Genomic DNA, 17,465 nt, shown 5'->3' with positions numbered 1-17,465 from the left:
CCGTCTGGAGCGCCTGGGCTGGGGAGCGCCCCGGCCTGGATAGAGTCGAGGTATGGCTGTGTTGCGGGTTGTGCTTGATCAGGTGAACGACATCGTCGACGCCGATCAGGCCGAGGCTGCGCGTTCCCTGGTCCTCGGGCTCGCCGCGACCGCACCGCAGAAGTGCACGGTCGAGGTGATCGTGCCCGGTGGCGGGGGCGACCCCGTGGTCGACGGTGCGGACTCGCTGCACCGTCTGTCGCTCGCACGCCGCGAGCTCGGCGCCGCCTGGCAGCTCGGGGTGGTCGCCGGCGTCGGTGGCGGCATGATCCACGCGCCCAGCCTCTTCGCCCCGCTCGCGAAGCACGACAGGGCCAATGACTACGACCAGACCGTCGCCACGGTCTGGGATCTGCGGGCGTGGACCGCCCCGGAGCAGCTGTCTCGCGCGAGCGTCCTGTGGCAGCGCAGCATGCTCAAGCGCGCCGTCAAGCACGCCGATGCCGTGGTCGTTCCCACGCACGCGATGGCCGAGCAGATCGCGGACCTCGCCCGGTTCGGGGACCGCATCCGGGTGATCCCGGGGGCCGCGCCGGCGGGTTTCGCGATCCCGCTCGACGCGGCCGACCGGCGCATCGCGCTCGGCGCCCCGGACAGGTACGTCGTCGCCACGGGCACGGCCGAGACCCTTTCTGCGGTGTTCGCCGCCGCGGTCGACCGGGGCGCCGACGTGTTCGTGGTGGATGCCGTGACGGGGTCCGCGCCCGGGATCGCGGAAGCCGCCGTGGCGGAGGGGCTCGCCGCGCCGCGCGTGCATGTGCTCGGGCGGCTGGACGCGGAGGACCGCGCAGCGCTGCTCGCCGGTGCGCTCGCCTTCGCTGCGGCGGACCCCGCCCTCGTCTGGCCGTGGCGGCTCGTCGAGGCGCTCGTGCTCGGCGTTCCCGTGATCGCGGCGGAGAGCGGAGTGCACCACGACGTTCTCGCCGAGGGCGGGTTGCTCGTGGGGGCGGAGGGATTCACCGACGCCCTGCGGGATGCGGCGGGTGAGGGCGCACGACGACTGTCGGTGCTCGCCGCGGATCGCTCGCGAGCCTACTCGTGGAACGGCACTGCTGAGCGGGCCTGGGCGCTGCACGCGGAGCTGTGACGAGCCCTAGGGCGGGGGCGCGGTCACGAAGCGCCTGAGCGATTCGAGGTGATCGTCCACGGCGAAGCCCAGAGCTTCAATGCGCGTCAGTTCGAGAACGCTCCACCTCGGCCGAGGAGCCAGCGGCGAGGACGCGGATGCAGAGTACTCCGCGGTGCTCACACCGGTGATCCGGGCCGGGTCGTGCCCGGTCGCCGAGAAGACCGCGCGCGCGATGTCCGCCCAGGTAGCCGGCTCACCGGATCCGGTGACGTTGTAGACGCCGAACGGCGCCTCCGAAGCCAGCAGGTGCACGATCGCGCGGGCGATGTCGCCCGTGAATGTGAGGCGACCGGTCTGATCGTCCACGACCTTCGGGTCGATGCCGCGCTCAGCGAGCGACGCCATGGTCCGCACGAAATTCTTGCCCTCGCCGATGACCCACGACGTGCGCAGGATGTAGTGCCGAGGGGCGGTCGTGACGGCGACGTCGCCGGCGGCCTTGGTCTGCCCGTAGACCCCCAGCGGTGCCAGGGCGTCGTCCTCTCGATAGGGGCGATCGGCCGTGCCGTCGAAGACGTAGTCGCTCGAGACGTGCACGAGGGTGATGCCGTTCTCGGCGGCGATGCGCGCGAGGCGAGCCGGGCCCTCGGCGTTCGCGACCCACGCGTCGCGGCGGCCGTCGGCGGTCTCCGCGAGGTCGACGGCCGTGTAGGCGCCGACATTGATGATCGTGCTGTAGTCGCGCCAGCGGCGCGCGGTGCGGAGTCCCGCATCTGCCAGGTCGAGGTCGGCGCGTGTCGCGTACTCGATGTGCGCGGCGTCTCCGAGCGCGGCGCGCAGCGCGAGGCCGAGCTGTCCGTTCGCGCCGACCACGAGAGTCTTGCGCGGCGCGATGGGGGTGACATCCGCCAGCCGCGGATGGTTCTTGTCCTTCGCTGAGATCTCCACGTCGGCGAGCGGGATCGGCCAGTCGATCGCAACCGTCTCATCGGCGAGGTTGAGGAACGAGTAGCTCGCGTCCGGCGACCAGTGGTCGTTCACGAGATACGTGTACGCCGTGCCGGGTTCGAGGGTCTGGTACGAGTTCCCGACGCCGCGCGGCACGAAGATCGCGCGGGAGGGATCCAGCTCGATCGTGAAGACGGTGCCGAAGCTCTCGCCCTCGCGCAGATCCACCCAGGCGCCGAAGATGCGTCCTGTGGCGACCGAGACCCATTTGTCCCACGGCTCCGCGTGAATGCCCCGGGTCGTTCCGACGGCGTCGTTGAACGAGATGTTGTGCTGCACGGGACCGAAGTCCGCGAGACCGAGCGCGGTCATCTTCTCGCGCTGCCAGTTCTCCTTGAACCACCCGCGTGCGTCGAGGTGCACCGGCAGCTCGAGGACGATCATCCCCGGGATCGGGGTCTCGACGACCGCGAGCTGCTTGCCGAACTCGACCGTCATCACTGCCCCTTGGCGGCGTAGAACGCCTCGGTCGCGTCCTTGGACGGCGCCCACCACGACTCGTTGGCCCTGTACCACTGGATGGTGGCGGCGAGGCCCGACTCGAAGTCCGCATACTGCGGCGTCCAGCCGAGCTCGGTGCGCAGCTTGGTGGAGTCGATCGCATAGCGCAGATCGTGGCCGGCGCGGTCGGTCACGTGGTCGTACGCGTCGCGGTGCTGCCCCATCTGCTCGAGGATCAGCTCGACGACGTCCTTGTTGTCGCGCTCGCCGTCGGCGCCGATGAGATAGGTGTCGCCGATCCGGCCCCTGTCCAGGATGGTCAGCACCGCGGAGGAGTGATCATCGACGTGGATCCAATCGCGCACGTTCTCGCCGGCGCCGTAGAGCTTGGGCCGGATGCCGCGGATCACGTTCGTGATCTGACGCGGGATGAACTTCTCCACGTGCTGGTAGGGGCCGTAGTTGTTCGAGCAGTTCGAGATCGTTGCGCGCACGCCGAACGAGCGCACCCAGGCGCGCACGAGCAGGTCGGATCCGGCCTTGGTCGAGGAGTACGGCGACGACGGGTTGTACGGGCTGCTCTCGGTGAAGCGCTCCGGGTCGTCGAGTTCGAGGTCGCCGTAGACCTCGTCCGTGGAGATGTGATGGAAGCGGCGGTCGTGCGTGCGGGCGGCTTCGAGCAGCGTGTAAGTGCCGACGATGTTGGTATCCAGGAACGGACGAGGGCTGTGCAACGAGTTGTCGTTGTGCGACTCGGCGGCGTAGTGCACGACGGCGTCGGCGTCGGCGAACAACGAGTCGACGAGCTCTGCGTCAGTGATGTCGCCGTGCACGAAAGTCACCCGGTCGGCGGGGAGACCGTCGAGGGAGGCGCGGTTGCCGGCGTAGGTGAGCGCGTCCAGCACGGTGACGTGGTGACCGGTGTTCTCCACGACGTGGTGGACGAAGTTCGAACCGATGAAGCCGGCGCCGCCGGTGACGAGCAGCCTCTGCATGGACTCAGGCTAGTGCTACCGGGATCCGAGCCGCGCCCGTTGCCCGTGACGGGCGGATCCAGGAGACTTGCCGCATGCGTGGAATCATCCTGGCCGGCGGCACGGGGTCGCGATTGCATCCGATCACCCTCGGCGCGTCGAAGCAGCTCGTTCCCGTCTACGACAAGCCGATGATCTACTACCCGCTCTCGACACTCATTCTCGCCGGCATCCGCGACATCCTGGTGATCACCACCGGTGACGACGCGCCCGCATTCCATCGGCTGCTGGGTGATGGATCACGGTTCGGTGTGTCGATCACCTACCGGACCCAACCGTCGCCGGACGGTCTCGCCCAGGCCTTCATCCTCGGTGAGGAGCACATCGGTTCCGACACGTCAGCCCTGGTTCTCGGCGACAACATCTTCTACGGGCAGGGGATGGGCACGCAGCTGCGGCAGTACGCCGACGTCGACGGAGCTGTCGTCTTCGGGTACTGGGTCGACGACGCGAGCGCCTACGGCGTGGTGGATTTCGACGACGCGGGACGCGTGGTGTCGCTCGAGGAGAAGCCGGCCCGGCCGAAGAGCAACTACGCCGTGCCCGGTCTCTACTTCTACGACAACGACGTGATCGAGATCGCGAAGCAGCTCCGCCCCTCGGCTCGAGGAGAACTCGAGATCACCGACGTCAACCTCGAGTACCTGCGTCGGGACAAGCTCCACGTCCAGCTGCTCACGCGCGGCACCGCCTGGCTCGACACCGGAACGTTCGATTCGCTCGCCGAGGCGACGGATTTCATCCGCACGGTGCAGAAGCGTCAAGGGCTCTCCATCGGCGCGCCCGAGGAGGTCGCGTGGCGGATGGGCTTCCTCAGCGACGATGACCTGCGCGCCCGCGCCGAGCCGCTCGTCAAGAGCGGTTACGGACGGTATCTGCTCGGGTTGCTCCAGCAGCGGGGCTGAGCTGCGCTGAGAGCAGGGGGGGCGGGAGCGTCGCGCTCCGTGACTCGCTCCTGTCACAGCGGCCCCACCGGTGTCAGTGGCATCAATAGTGCGCTTCCGGCACACTGGTTACATGTCGTCTGATCCCGAACCTGCGAAGATCACATCCCGGATCTGCCGGTTCGTCGTCAGCGCCTTGATCGCTGCCGCACTGATCGTCGCACCCCAGTCCGTTGTCTCCGCGGTCGCCGCGCCGGTCGGAGCCGGACCTGTGAAAGCGACGCTCGCGGGGTTCTCGGCCGGTGACATCATCAGCGACGCGGTCTTCACGGACAACTCCACGATGACCGAGGCGCAGATCCAGGCCTTCTTCAACGCCAAGGTGCCGACCTGTCTGGGCGGCATCGACGAGGACGGCAAGCCGATCGTGTGCATCAAGGACTTCCGCATGACGAGTTCGGATCGTCCCGCGGACGCCTACTGTTCTGGCTACACCGGGCAGCCCAACGAGTCGGCGGCCCGCATCATCTCTCGCGTGTCTCAGTCCTGCCACATCAACCCCCAAGTGCTCATCGTGATGCTTCAGAAGGAGCAGGGCCTCGTCACGCACGTGTGGCCGAGCGCCTGGCGCTACAACGCGGCCCTCGGCCAGGGGTGCCCGGACGATGCCCCGTGCGATCCGTCCTACGTCGGCTTCTTCCAGCAGATCTACGGCGCCGCGCGGCAGATGCAGATCTACATGGAGGGCCGCTGGTTCACCTACTACGCGCCGGGGAACACCTGGGACATCCTCTACAACCCGAACCGGGCGTGCGGAAGCTCTTCGGTCTACATCGCGAACAAGGCGACATCGGCGCTCTACTACTACACGCCGTATCAGCCCAATGCGGCCGCGATGGCGGCGGGATACGGCAACGGCAACTCCTGCTCGGCGTACGGCAACCGCAACTTCTACAACTACTTCACGGACTGGTTCGGTCCGACGCACATCACGTTGCCGACGATCGCGTCGTTCGACAAGGACAGCTTCGTGGTCGCGTCCGACTCGGTGGGAGGCATCTACGCCTACCCGTACAAGAACGGGACGTGGGGGAGCCGGATCGGTCTCTCCACCGTGGCCGGCACGACACGAGTGCTCGCGGTCGGGGACCTCGACGGTGACGGCCATCGGGACCTGATCGCCGTCGCACCGACGGGCGCATTCCTGCTGCGCGGTAACGGATCCGGTGCGTTCGCGGCGCCTCGGAAGCTGGGGGTCGACTGGTCCACGGCCAAGCAGATCTCCGCCGCCGGCGACTTCGACGGCGACGGCATCCCTGATGTCTTCACCGTCGATCAGGCTGGGCTGCTCTGGCTCTGGTCCGGTACGGAGTCCGGCGACTTCGGCAAGCCCCGTCAGGTCGGCAGCGGCTGGTCTTCGATGCGAGCCCTCTCCGGCGGTGCCGATGTCGACGGCAACGGGGTCCCGGATCTCTACGCCGCGGACGCGACAGGCGCCGTCTACGTCTACTACGGCGCCTCGGGCGGCACCTGGCTCGCGCCCAGCAGAGTAGGCGTCGGCTTCGGCACCATGAAGACGATCTTCCAGGCGGGGGATGTCACGGGGGACGGCAAGACCGATCTTCTGAGCGTGACCTCCGCGGGTGCCGTCGCGCAGTTCAACGGAACCGGCGGGGGTGCGATCGTGAACGGGCCGACCTCCGGCAACGGCTGGGGCGCCATGGTGGCGCTCAGCGGCGCCGGTCCGGCGGTCTCCGGATCGCGGCAGCTCACGCCCACCTCCGGAGCAGGAGACGTCGACCGCGACGGCAACCGGGATGTGGTCGGGCTGACGCCCGCCGGCGCCGTCACGCTCTACCGGGGCAACGGAGCCGGCGGCTGGCGGGGCACCGTCGCGGCCTCCAGCGGCTGGACCAAAGGCGACCGGTTGATCACGATGGGCGATTTCACCGGCGACGGGCTGGCCGACCTGGGCCGGATCAAGACGGACGGCACGTTCTGGCTGTACACCGGTAAGGGCGATGGCACCTACGGAGCGCCTCGGCAGATCGGGCAGGGGTGGGGCGGGCTCGACATGATCGTCGGCGGCGTCGACTTCGACGGCGACCGCAACCGGGACATCATCACCCGCACGTCCAATGGCCAGCTGTTGCTCTACCGCGGTGACGGGCGCGGCGGCTGGCTCGGATCCAGCACCATCGGCACCGGCTGGGGCATCGCCACCGCTCTGCTGAACGCGGGGGACCTGGATGGCGATGGTCTCTCCGACCTCCTCATGCGCCGCAGCGACGGCAGTCTCTGGGTGTATCCGATCGACGGCTCCGGCGGATGGGGGAGCCCTCGGAAGGTCGGGCAGGGATGGAACGGCATGACGACCCTGGTTTCTCCCGGCGACTTCGACGGCGACGGCGTGCCGGATCTCCTCGCCGCGGACGCCACCGGTCAGCTCTGGCTCTACCCGGGCAACGGAGGCTCGACGTGGAGGAGCCCCCGGCTGATCGGGTGGGGTTGGCAGATATTCGCACAGCTCGGCTGATCGCCGAGGGCCCGTCCCTCGGCGGTTCCGCAGGACTGCTCACCTAGACTGGGAAGGTTCCGTCGATGCCGAGACCCAGAAAGACCTCGTGAACACCACACCCGATCTCTTCGTCACCGTGCCCAGGGCGGAGTTCGACGCCCCAGGGCGCAGCCACGGTCTCCGCGACGTGGTGCGCTGGCGGTACCTCCTCCAGCTGTTGGTGCGCACCGGAGTAACGACGCGGTACCGCAACTCACTCCTCGGCTGGACCTGGTCCTACGTCCGGCCGGCGGCCCAGTTCCTCGTGTTCTGGGTCGTCATGGGCCTCTTCCTGCAGCTGCAGCGCGGCACGCCGAACTACGCGGTCTATCTGTTCTCCGGCATCATCGTGATCAATCTGTTCTCCGAGGCGTTCAAGAACGCGACGACGTCGATCGTCGGGAACGCGCCGCTGATCCGCAAGGTGTTCCTGCCCCGGCAGCTGTTCGCTGTTTCCGCGGTGATCGTCGCTCTTGTCCACTTCCTTCCGCAGCTCGCGCTGCTCGCGGTGGTCGTGCTCATGATCGGCTGGATCGGGCAGGCCTCGCTCCTCGCCGTCGGCGCCATGCTCGCAGCGGTCGTGCTGGTGAGTCTGTTCGCACTCGGGCTCGGGCTGTTCTTCGGAGCCCTCAACGTCCGTTTCCGCGATGCTGAGAACATCGTCGAGCTGCTTCTTCTTCTTGCCACCTGGGCATCCCCGGTCCTGTACGCGTGGACCATGGTCGAGACGGCGCTCCGAGAGATCGGCTGGCCGCGCTGGGTCCTCGAGATCTACATGCTGAATCCCATCACCCAAGGTGTGGAGCTGTTCCACTACGCATTCTGGCGCCCCACGGTCGCCGAACCCATGATCCCGATTCCTCCGGGGCTGGGGATCAACACCCTGTGGACGTTCCTCATCGCGATCGTCACCCTGTTCATCGGACAGCTGGTGTTCCGGCGCCTCGAAGGAAGGTTCGCGCAGGATCTATGAGCGTCACCACTGCACCGCGGCCGAGCGTCATCATCAAGGCCGTACACAAGAAGTTCACGCTCAACCACGCGTTCTCCTTCAAGGACACTCTGGTGTCCTGGATCCGCCGCCGGAAGACGAGTTCGAGCTTCGAAGCACTCAAGGGCCTTGATCTCGTGATCAACGAAGGCGAATCGGTCGCGATCCTCGGGCTCAACGGCTCGGGGAAGTCGACGTTGCTGAAATTGATGTCGGGCGTCATGGAGCCGGACGAGGGCCAGGTGCTCACGCGAGGGCGGGTCGCTGGTCTGATCGAGGTCGGAGCGGGATTCCATCCGGAGCTCTCGGGTCGCGAGAATGTCTTCCTCAATGCCGCCATTCTCGGGATGAAGCGCAAGGAGATCGAGGCCCGCTACGACGAGATCGTGGCGTTCAGCGAGATCGAGGAGTTCATCGACCAGGAGGTCAAGCACTATTCGTCGGGGATGTTCATGCGGCTGGCGTTCTCCGTGGCCATCCACGTCGAGCTCGACGTCCTGCTCGTGGACGAGATCCTCTCGGTCGGCGATGCCCCGTTCCGCGAGAAGTGCCGGCTCAAGTTCGAAGAGCTGATCGCGGCGGGCAAGACGCTCGTGGTGGTCAGCCACGACGCCGAGATGGTGCGCGAGCTGTGCACGAGGGGCGTCGTCCTCTCCCGCGGTGACATGCTCTTCGACGGTCCTGTCGGCGAGGCGCTCACCTACCTGGAGCCGGTGTGATGGCCTGGATCGGGTTCTTCCCGGTCGTCCTCGTCGCAACCCTGGTGATCTTCGTGCCGGGTCTCGCGATCGGCGCAGGCCTGCGGCTGCGCGGACCTCTGCTCTGGGGCTTCGCGCCTGCAGCAGGCGTCGCGGCGGTCGCGGTTTCGGCGATCGCCGCGCAGCTGGTCGGGCTGCGCTGGTCGCCGCTGACGGCGGGGCTGGGCTGCCTGCTCCTGGCGGCGGTCGCCTGGGCGATCGGCTTGCTGCTGCGCCCTGCGACGCTGCCTGCCACGCCGACGGTGCTGAGGGCGGGACTCCCGCTCGCGCTGCTCGCCGGTGCGGTGCTCGGTGCCTCCCGCGTCGCCGCGATGATCGGCGATCCGCAGAATCTCTCGCAGTCGAATGACGCCGTCTTCCACCTCAACGCGCTGCGCTGGATCGAGGAGACCGGTTCTGCGTCCTCCCTCACGGTCTCGGGCGTGCTCGGCGCCCATTCGTTCTACCCGTCAGCGTGGCACGGCGTCACGTCGCTCGCCCAGCAGCTCACAGGTGTCGACGTGGTCCACGCGGCGAACGCCATGTCGCTGACCATCGCGGGACCGGTGTGGACCGCGTCGATCGCGGCGCTCGTCTGGGTCATCACACGAGGAAGCGTGCGCGCGACGGTTCTGGCGGCGCTGTTCTCGCCTGGCCTGTTCGCGTTCCCATCGTTGGTGCTCGACTTCGGCGTGCTGTATCCGTACGCGCTCGCCGTCGCTATCGTCCCCGGAGTGATCGCGCTGCTCCTGGCCGGCGAGCGTCGTGCGGGCGCTGTCCACGCGACGCGGATCCGCACCGCCCTGCTCATGACGGTGGCGACTCTGGTGGGCCTGATCGCTGTTGCTCTCGCCCAGCCGGCCGTGCTGCTCGTCTGGGTGCTGGGCGCGCTGATCCTCGGATGGTCATGGATCTTCCGGTTGTGGTCGACCGCCTCGACGGGCCGGCGTGTCGTGAACGCACTGCTCGGCCTCGTCGCCCTCGGTGCGTCCGCCGGAGCGTGGATCCTGCTGGGACGGCAGACATCGGGCGTTCAATGGGGCGCCCTGTATCCGAACTACCAGGCGTTGGGGCAGCTCCTCATCAACAGTCCCATCGGTGGGCCCGCGGCCTTCGCGTTGAGCGCGCTGACGATGGTGGGGCTGGTCATCGCGGTCCGGCGCGCGTCGCTGCGCTGGATGGTCGTGTTCGCACTCGGGCTCGCCGCGCTGGCGTTCGTCGCCCTGGCGATGAACAATCCGTCGATGCGCACGTGGCTGCTCAGCGCCTGGTACGGCGATCCGTACCGCTTCGTCTCCCTCCTGCCGATCGTCGTGATCCCCCTCGCCGCGATCGGGGCGGATGCCCTGATCGGCGCCCTTTCGCGCTCTCGTCGTGGCGCACCGTCCGCCGGGCGTCTCCTCGCCGTGCTCCTCGTGGCGATCGTGCTCTCCGAGACCGTGGTCTGGACGGTGGCGCAGCGGACGAACGGCGCCGATGACTATGCGGACGACGGCACGTCCTTCCTCTCCTCGGACGGGCGCGCCCTGCTCACCTCTCTGCCGAAGTACGTCGGTCCCGACGACGTCGTGCTCGGCAACCCCTCCGCCGGCGCCGCATACGGGTACGCGTTGAGCGGGCGGACGGTGATTCCGCGTACGTGGATGATGCCCATGGACCCCGCCTTCCAGGAGCTGCGCGAGCACCTCGTGGACGCCGCCGCGGACGCGGATGTCTGTGCCGCGCTGAACGACATGGGCGTGGACTACGTCCTCGACTTCGGTCCGGGCGAGGTCGCTCCCGGAAGATGGTGGATGCCGGGGCTGACCGGATTCGCGGACGCCCCCGGTTTCGAGATGGTGGCGAAGAAGGGTGATGCGTCCCTGTGGCGCGTCACCGCGTGCGCGCCCTGAGCCTCGCCGAGCACTGGATAGGATTGATGTTGATGCGACCGGACCTGCCCGTTCTCGTCGTCATACCGGCGCTGAACGAACAAGACTCCGTTGCGACCGTGGTTCGCGACGTCTGCTCGGCCGTCCCCACGGCGACCTGTCTCGTCGTCGACGACGGATCCACCGACCGAACCGGCGAGAGGGCCAGGGAAGCGGGGGCCGAGGTGCTGTCGCTGCCCTACAACCTCGGCGTCGGCGGCGCGATGCGCGCCGGCTTCCGCTTCGCACGGACCCACGGCTATGCCGTGGTGGTGCAGGTCGACGCGGACGGCCAGCACGATGCCGCCGCGATCGGAGGCCTGATCGACGGTCTCGCGGACAGCGATGTGATGGTGGGGGCGCGCTTCGCGGGCGAGGGTTCCTACGAGGTGCGCGGGCCGCGACGATGGGCGATGGTCGTGCTGGGAATCGTGATGAGTCGGGTCGCGAAGACGCGCCTGACGGACGTCACCAGCGGTTTCAAGGCGGCCGGACCGCGGGCCATCGCGATCTTCGCCGACGAGTACCCCGCGGAATACCTGGGCGACACGATCGAGGCGATGGTGATCGCTGCGCGGGCCGGTCTGGTGATCCGGCAGATGCCGGTCGAGATGCGGCGCCGTCAGGCGGGGGAGCCGTCGCACAGCCCGGTCAAGGCTGCGGTCTACCTGCTTCGTGCCGGGGTCGCATTCCTGCTGGCGATGCTGCGTCCGCGCACCAGGATCGAGGAGGCCCGGTGAACGTGGTGACCTATGTGTTCGGGATCGTCGCGGCGCTCCTCACGCTGATCGCGATCATCGAGTTGACGCGGAGGGGAACGCTGCGCGAGCGTCATGCCGTGTGGTGGTTCGTCGGTGCGATCCTCGCTCTGATCGTGGCCGTGTTCCCGCGGATCCTCACCGGGGCGGCGCAGCTGCTGGGTGTCAGCATCCCCACGAACCTGGTCTTCTTCATCGCGATCGGGCTGCTCTTCCTCGTGAGCCTGCAGTACGGCGCCGAGCTGACCAGGATCGAAGCGAAGATGCGCGCCGTCGCCGAAAGGACCGCCTTCAACGAGCTGCGCATCGAACGACTCGAGCGTGCGCGCGAGGCGGCCGACGACGGATCCCCGGCAGAGGAGAAGGGCGACGCAGAGTGACCGTGCGAACGCGTTCCGTCATCGCCTCCCGCCTGTTCCCGCCGGAGGTCAGCGCAGGAGCCTTCCGTCTCGGGGCGCTGGCGAAGGTGCTCGCCTCGCGCGGTGACGACGTCCGCGTGCTGACGACGATTCCGCCGTCTCATGCGCCCTCGATCGCCGATGCCGAGGGCGTGGACGTTCGACGCGTGCCGGTCCTGCGCGACGCGGGAGGCAACGTCCGCGGCTATGTGCAGTACATGAGCTTCGACATCCCGCTCGCGTTCCGGCTGCTCGCGACCCGATTCGACGTCGCGGTGGCGGAATCGCCGCCGACGACCGGCCTGGTGGTCTGCGTCGCAGCATGGCTCAAGCGGCGCCCCGTCGTCTACTACGCTGCCGACGTCTGGACCGACGGTGTCATCTCCATGGGAGCGCCGGGGCCCGTGGTATCGATCATGCGCGCGATGGAGCGGGCGGTGTTGCGGCGCTCCCGCGCGATCATCTCGGTCTCCGCCGAGGTCACGGAGCGTCTTGTGCTCCTCGGCGCATCCGAGGAGCGCATCACCACCGTGGGCAACGGCATCGACACCGACATCTTCTCGCCCGACGTGGCCACGGCTGGCGCCGATGCTCCGTACTTCGTCTACACCGGCACGATGTCCGAATGGCAGCGGCCCGACGTGTTCGTGCGGGCCTTTGCGAGGATCGCCGCGGAGGACCCCGCGGTGCGGCTGAAGTTCTTCGGCCAGGGCGCCGTCGAAGCCGAGCTGCGCGCGGTGGCCGAGGAACTCGTCCCGGGGCGGGTCGATTTCGGCGGAGTGATCAGCCCCTCCGAGTCGGCATCGTGGATCCGCGGCGCCGTCGCCTCCCTGGTCAGCATCGTGCCGGGCATCGGCTACGACTTCGCCAAGCCGACGAAGACGTATGCGGCGGCGGCGGTGGGCACGCCGGTGCTGTTCGCGGGTCCGGAGGTCGGCAGCACGCTCGTGCGCGACGCCGGCCTGGGGCACGCTGTCGAGTTCGAGGAGAGCGCCGTGGCGATGGCGATGCGCGAGCTGCTCCAGGAATTCGCGACGGGATCGACCGAGTCCGCTCGGCAGGGCCGGGCGGCGTGGGCGCGCGCCCACGTCTCGTTGCGCGCAGTCGCGGACCGGGTCGCCGATGTGGTCGCTCAGGTCCGGGGTCGGACGGACACTAAACTGGCTGCCGACTCCGCGGAAGCCGTGGATGCCCAGGAAAGCAGGAAGCATGACCGCTGACAAAGTACGCATCGTCGATTCCGCCGATGTGTCCCCGGACGCCGTCATCGGTGCCGGATCCTCGATCTGGCACCTCGCACAGGTGCGCGAGGATGCGCACCTCGGTGAGAACTGCATCGTGGGCCGCGGTGCCTATATCGGCACCGGAGTCGTGCTGGGCGACAACTGCAAGGTGCAGAACTACGCGCTGGTCTACGAACCGGCGCGCCTCGGCGATGGCGTGTTCATCGGCCCCGCCGTCGTGCTGACGAACGACACGTACCCGCGGGCGATCAACCCGGACGGATCGATCAAGAGCGCGCATGACTGGGAGCCGGTCGGCGTGACGATCGAGAAGGGTGCAGCGATCGGCGCGCGCGCGACGTGCGTCGCCCCGGTCACGATCGGCGCCTGGGCGACGGTGGCCGCAGGGGCCGTGGTCGTCAAGGACGTCCCCGCATACGCGCTGGTCGCGGGCGTTCCCGCGAAGCGCTTGGGCTGGGTCGGCGAGGCCGGTGTGCCGCTGACCGCCGGCGAGGAGCCGGGAATCTGGATCTGCCCGCAGAGCGGTGCCCGTTATGTCGAGCAGGATGGCATTTTGAAGAAGGAGAACGCGTGAGTGAGTTCATTCCCCCCGCCAAGCCGATCATCGGTGATGACGAGCGTGAGGCCGTCGACCGGGTGCTGCGCAGCGGCATGGTCGCTCAGGGACCCGAGGTTGCCGCTTTCGAGGCCGAGTTCTCGGCGCATTTCGTGCAGGGACGTCCGGCCGTCGCCGTGAACTCCGGTACGGCAGGCCTGCACCTGGGACTGCTTGCAGCCGGAGTCGGTCCTGGCGACGAGGTCATCGTGCCCTCGTTCACGTTCGCCGCGACCGGCAACTCGGTCGCGCTGACGGGTGCGACGCCGGTGTTCGTCGACATCGAACCGGACGCGTTCACACTCGATCCCGAGGCGGTCGCCGCCGCGATCACGCCGAAGACGAAGGGCGTGCTTCCGGTACACCTCTATGGGCACCCGGCACGCATGCGCGAGCTGGAGGTACTCGCCGCGGCGAAGGGGATCGCACTCTACGAGGACGCGGCGCAGGCGCACGGCGCGTCGCTGGACGGACGCCCGGTGGGCACGTTCGGCGAGTTCGCGATGTTCAGCCTGTACCCGACGAAGAACATGACCAGCGGTGAGGGCGGCATGGTCACGACCGCCACCGCCGAGACCGCGCGCATGGTCAAGCTTCTCCGCAATCAGGGCATGGAGCGCCAGTACGAGAATGAGGTCATCGGGTTCAACGCCCGCATGACGGACATCCACGCCGCGATCGGCCGCGTCCAGCTCACCAAGGTCGACGCGTGGACGAAGACGCGACAGGACAATGCGGCGTTCCTCGACGCGAATCTGCAGGGCGTCATCGTCCCGCCGGTCGCGGACGGCGCTGTGCACGTGTACCACCAGTACACGGTCCGGGTCCCCGAGGACCGCGACGGTTTCGTCGCGGCGCTGAAGGAGGAGCACAAGGTCGGAGCGGGCGTCTACTACCCGATCCCGAATCACCGCCTCCCGTCCCTGGCGCACTTCGCACCGGGTCTGGATCTTCCCGAGACCGAGCGTGCGGCGAAGGAAGTCGTCTCCCTGCCGGTGCACCCGTCGCTGTCGCAGAGCGACCTGGAGCGGATCGTCGCCGCGGTGAACACCGTCGCAGGGGCGGGCGCCTGATGACGTTGCGGGCTGGACTGCTCGGCGTCGGGATGATGGGCCGGCACCACGCCAGGGTGCTGCGCGAGATCGACGGGGTGGAGCTCGTCGCGATCGCGGACCCCGGCGGAGATCCGCACGGCGTCGCGGGGGACCTGATGGTGCTGCCGGACATCGATGCGCTCATCGCTGCGGGAATCGACATCGCCGTGGTGGCGGTGCCTACGCGCTTCCACGAGGACGCGGCGCTCAAGCTCGCGGCAGCGGGTGTGCACACGCTGGTCGAGAAGCCGATCGCGCACAGCCTCGAGGCGGGCCAGCGCATGGTCGCGGCCTTCGCCGAGGCGGGGCTCGTCGGAGCCGTCGGCCACATCGAGCGGTTCAACCCGGCTCTGCAGGAGTTGCGCCGCCGCATCGAGGCGGGCGAGCTGGGCGCGGTCTACCAGGTCGTGACCCGTCGTCAGGGTCCTTTCCCCTCCCGCATCGCGGACGTCGGGGTCGCGAAGGATCTGGCCTCCCACGACGTCGATCTCACGGCGTGGGTCGTGCAGTCCCCGTACGAGCGCCTGTTCGCGCAGACCGCGTTCAAGAGCGGTCGCGAGCACGAGGACATGATCACCATCACGGGTCGCACGGCGAGCGGCGTGATCGTGAACAACATCGTGAACTGGCTGAGCCCGATGAAGGAGCGTCTCACGGTCGTCACGGGAGAGAAGGGCGCCTTCGTCGCCGACACCTCCACGGGCGACCTGACCTTCTACGCGAACGGGACGATCCCCCTCGAGTGGGAGTCCGTCTCCTCATTCCGGGGAGTGTCCGAAGGCGATGTCACGCGCTACGCGTTCGCCAAGCGCGAGCCGCTGCGGGTCGAGCACGAAGCCTTCCGGGACGCGGTCCTTGGCAAGGAGACCGATGTGGTCACGATGGCGCAGGGCCAGCGGACCCTCGCCGTCGTCGAGGCCGCCCTCGAATCGGCCCGCGGCGGAGACTCGATCCGGCTGCCGCAGGAGAACTGAACGTCATGGGTTCCGTCTCCCGGTCTCGGCCGGGGGACGGAACACCACCGTGCCGAGCCTGATCATGGCGGTGCTGCTGCACCGGATCCCGCGAGCGGGGCGCTATACCGCCTGAGTCGTCGCTCCGTCGAAGAGCCTCTGCGCCGGAGCCCAGTCATCGGCGAGGAAGAGGTCGGCGAACAGCCCGACGGGATCACCGCCGCGCAACAGCGTCCGCGTCAGCGCTCGCTCGCGTCCCGCGGGGATGAAGGCCTGGAAGGCCATCGGATGCGCCGCGTAGGCGCGGGCGCTCGCTACCCGCTGCGCCATCGTCAGAAGGCCCAGCGTGCGCAGAACCGCTTTCATCCGCTCTCGTGTCCCGAGATCGATGGAGGTGGGCGCGAAGGTCTGCAGAGCGGTGCCGGAAGCCGCCGCGTAGCGCTTCGCCACGAAACGTTCGTACCATTGACGATTGCGTCGGAGTGCGGGGGAGAGAGACTCCCAGGCCCGCATCACGGGCTCGTCCAGCATGGGAAGGGCCCACTCATACCCGAAATGCTCATACGTGCGCATCGAGTTGTTGATGTACTTCGCCTGCCGCTCGTGCAGGTTCCAGGACTCGATGGCCACCAGACGAGAGGCCGGCGAACCGTCGTAGCCGATCAGGTCGAGGTGCGCGTCGAACTTCCGGAGGAACGCCGGATCGCGGGAGAGAACGCGGCGGCTGTCAGGCTGGAGGACAGCGTGATGATCGATGACGATCTTCGTGATCTCATCGCGAGAGACGTCCTCGGGTCGATCCAGGATCTCCTCGTCGTGCATGTTGCCCACGACGGTGTGGCCCGGCAGGAAGACCGCGTCCTCGTCGACGTGACCGCCCCGGCGGAGATGGCGTACCGCATACCAGTCCTGGAAATGCGGCAGTGCGCTGCCGGAGTATCCGGACACGATGAAGTCGGCGGCGCCTTGCTCCGCCCAGGCGCGACGCATGCTGTCGACGTCATATGGGACGAAGATCCAGCGCTGGCCGAGGGAGGATGCGACTTCCGCGCTGATCCGCGACTCCGCCGTCTGTCCGATGCCGTAGGTGAAGTGAACGAGGTTGTCGTAGCCGAGTTCCTTGAGGACGACGGCGATCAGCCGGGAGTCGAGGCCTCCGCTCAGCGGCACGGCGACCTGGCGTCCGTCCAGCCGCGCGAGCAGTGGACGGAACGCATCGAGCAGGGCCTGGTGGAAGCGCTCGTCCGCGTCCTCGGCACGGGCGACGTCCTCGCCCGTGGCGCCGAGCACCCGTTCGAACTCGGAGGAGACCACACCGCCCTGCGCGATCGTCACGACTTCACCGGCCTGCACCTGGGAGATGCCGGGATGCAGTGTCTCGGCGCCGGTCACGAAGCCGAGATGCCTGAACTCCTTCGCGGCCTGCGGAGCAGGGCCGAGCTCGTCGAGCACCCGCGCGATCGTCTGCGCGTCGTCGCTCACGACCAGGTCGCCGGGGGCCGCGGCATAGAAGATCGGGAAGCTGCGCAATGCGTCCTGTCGAAGGTCGACGCCCCCGTCATCGTGCACGACGACGGCCGCGCGAGCCGCGCCGGGACCACGCAGCACGTGCGTGGTGCGGCCGTCCGCCGTCGACGAGGTCCAGCCAGGGCGGGTGAGCAGCAGTCGCATCACTCCATTCTTGCCGATTGTCCGGATGGGTCGGCGCCACTCCCGGCGGCGGTATTCGCTCCGCCAGTAGACTGGTGTGGCT

15 protein-coding genes are annotated in these 17,465 nt (G+C 68.3%); 12 read left to right on the top strand and 3 right to left on the bottom strand.

The features are described from left to right. Positions 1–52: 52 nt before the first annotated feature. Positions 53–1,126 (top strand): glycosyltransferase family protein, encoded by a 1,074-nt coding sequence (locus AC1DG4_RS06415; protein ID WP_477379578.1) that lies wholly within the window; start codon positions 53–55, stop codon positions 1,124–1,126. A gap of 6 nt (positions 1,127–1,132) precedes the next feature. On the opposite strand, the gene AC1DG4_RS06410 is transcribed toward AC1DG4_RS06415, so the two are convergent. Together AC1DG4_RS06410 and rfbB are read right to left on the bottom strand one after the other, a co-directional pair. Next, positions 1,133–2,554 carry a sugar nucleotide-binding protein gene (locus AC1DG4_RS06410; RefSeq protein WP_477379576.1) on the bottom strand — a complete coding sequence of 474 codons (1,422 nt, stop codon included), beginning with the start codon at positions 2,552–2,554 and terminating at the stop codon, positions 1,133–1,135. Next, a complete protein-coding gene (gene rfbB, locus AC1DG4_RS06405; protein ID WP_477379574.1) occupies positions 2,554–3,552 on the bottom strand; it encodes a dTDP-glucose 4,6-dehydratase in 999 nt (332 codons plus the stop codon). The genes AC1DG4_RS06410 and rfbB overlap by 1 nt, the downstream gene beginning before the upstream one ends. Before the next feature lie 74 nt (positions 3,553–3,626). Between rfbB and rfbA the strand changes: the two genes are divergently transcribed. From rfbA to AC1DG4_RS06350, 11 genes are all read left to right on the top strand, one after another. Next, complete coding sequence (gene rfbA / locus AC1DG4_RS06400; RefSeq protein WP_477379572.1) at positions 3,627–4,496, top strand: glucose-1-phosphate thymidylyltransferase RfbA; 870 nt, start codon at positions 3,627–3,629, stop codon at positions 4,494–4,496. Between the two features lie 112 nt (positions 4,497–4,608). Further along, a complete protein-coding gene (locus AC1DG4_RS06395) occupies positions 4,609–7,011 on the top strand; it encodes an FG-GAP repeat domain-containing protein (protein WP_477379570.1) in 2,403 nt (800 codons plus the stop codon). 88 nt (positions 7,012–7,099) lie between these two features. Continuing rightward, complete coding sequence (locus AC1DG4_RS06390; RefSeq protein ID WP_477379568.1) at positions 7,100–8,005, top strand: ABC transporter permease; 906 nt, start codon at positions 7,100–7,102, stop codon at positions 8,003–8,005. After that, complete coding sequence (locus tag AC1DG4_RS06385) at positions 8,002–8,742, top strand: ABC transporter ATP-binding protein (protein WP_477379566.1); 741 nt, start codon at positions 8,002–8,004, stop codon at positions 8,740–8,742. The genes AC1DG4_RS06390 and AC1DG4_RS06385 overlap by 4 nt, the downstream gene beginning before the upstream one ends. Then, positions 8,742–10,652, top strand: coding sequence for a DUF6541 family protein (locus tag AC1DG4_RS06380; protein WP_477379564.1), 1,911 nt, complete (start codon positions 8,742–8,744; stop codon positions 10,650–10,652). Before AC1DG4_RS06385 ends, AC1DG4_RS06380 begins: the two co-directional genes overlap by 1 nt. Positions 10,653–10,684: 32 nt before the next feature. Next, positions 10,685–11,410 (top strand): glycosyltransferase family 2 protein, encoded by a 726-nt coding sequence (locus tag AC1DG4_RS06375; protein ID WP_477379562.1) that lies wholly within the window; start codon positions 10,685–10,687, stop codon positions 11,408–11,410. Next, positions 11,407–11,808, top strand: coding sequence for a DUF2304 family protein (locus AC1DG4_RS06370; protein ID WP_477379560.1), 402 nt, complete (start codon positions 11,407–11,409; stop codon positions 11,806–11,808). Before AC1DG4_RS06375 ends, AC1DG4_RS06370 begins: the two co-directional genes overlap by 4 nt. Further along, positions 11,805–13,046, top strand: coding sequence for a glycosyltransferase family 4 protein (locus tag AC1DG4_RS06365; protein ID WP_477379558.1), 1,242 nt, complete (start codon positions 11,805–11,807; stop codon positions 13,044–13,046). The genes AC1DG4_RS06370 and AC1DG4_RS06365 overlap by 4 nt, the downstream gene beginning before the upstream one ends. After that, complete coding sequence (locus tag AC1DG4_RS06360) at positions 13,036–13,644, top strand: acyltransferase (protein ID WP_477379556.1); 609 nt, start codon at positions 13,036–13,038, stop codon at positions 13,642–13,644. Before AC1DG4_RS06365 ends, AC1DG4_RS06360 begins: the two co-directional genes overlap by 11 nt. Further along, on the top strand, positions 13,641–14,738 hold the full coding sequence (locus AC1DG4_RS06355; protein ID WP_477379554.1) for a DegT/DnrJ/EryC1/StrS family aminotransferase: 1,098 nt from the start codon (positions 13,641–13,643) through the stop codon (positions 14,736–14,738). The genes AC1DG4_RS06360 and AC1DG4_RS06355 overlap by 4 nt, the downstream gene beginning before the upstream one ends. Next, positions 14,735–15,733, top strand: coding sequence for a Gfo/Idh/MocA family oxidoreductase (locus AC1DG4_RS06350; protein WP_477380390.1), 999 nt, complete (start codon positions 14,735–14,737; stop codon positions 15,731–15,733). The genes AC1DG4_RS06355 and AC1DG4_RS06350 overlap by 4 nt, the downstream gene beginning before the upstream one ends. A 102-nt stretch (positions 15,734–15,835) precedes the next feature. Here the strand turns inward: AC1DG4_RS06350 and AC1DG4_RS06345 are convergent, their stop codons facing one another. Beyond that, a complete protein-coding gene (locus tag AC1DG4_RS06345; RefSeq protein ID WP_477379552.1) occupies positions 15,836–17,383 on the bottom strand; it encodes an asparagine synthase-related protein in 1,548 nt (515 codons plus the stop codon). Positions 17,384–17,465: the final 82 nt, after the last annotated feature.

Source organism: Microbacterium sp. 05N427 (assembly GCF_056397105.1).
This window is presented reverse-complemented; position numbering and strand designations above follow the sequence as displayed.

Excerpts from the sequence above, each read along its gene's own strand:
- AC1DG4_RS06415 (WP_477379578.1), top strand. The coding sequence starts at position 53 with ATGGCTGTGTTGCGGGTTGTGCTTGATCAGGTGAACGACATCGTCGAC.
- AC1DG4_RS06410 (WP_477379576.1), bottom strand. The coding sequence starts at position 2,554 with ATGACGGTCGAGTTCGGCAAGCAGCTCGCGGTCGTCGAGACCCCGATC.
- rfbB (WP_477379574.1), bottom strand. The coding sequence starts at position 3,552 with ATGCAGAGGCTGCTCGTCACCGGCGGCGCCGGCTTCATCGGTTCGAAC.
- rfbA (WP_477379572.1), top strand. The coding sequence starts at position 3,627 with ATGCGTGGAATCATCCTGGCCGGCGGCACGGGGTCGCGATTGCATCCG.
- AC1DG4_RS06395 (WP_477379570.1), top strand. The coding sequence starts at position 4,609 with ATGTCGTCTGATCCCGAACCTGCGAAGATCACATCCCGGATCTGCCGG.
- AC1DG4_RS06385 (WP_477379566.1), top strand. The coding sequence starts at position 8,002 with ATGAGCGTCACCACTGCACCGCGGCCGAGCGTCATCATCAAGGCCGTA.
- AC1DG4_RS06380 (WP_477379564.1), top strand. The coding sequence starts at position 8,742 with ATGGCCTGGATCGGGTTCTTCCCGGTCGTCCTCGTCGCAACCCTGGTG.
- AC1DG4_RS06375 (WP_477379562.1), top strand. The coding sequence starts at position 10,685 with ATGCGACCGGACCTGCCCGTTCTCGTCGTCATACCGGCGCTGAACGAA.
- AC1DG4_RS06360 (WP_477379556.1), top strand. The coding sequence starts at position 13,036 with ATGACCGCTGACAAAGTACGCATCGTCGATTCCGCCGATGTGTCCCCG.
- AC1DG4_RS06345 (WP_477379552.1), bottom strand. The coding sequence starts at position 17,383 with ATGCGACTGCTGCTCACCCGCCCTGGCTGGACCTCGTCGACGGCGGAC.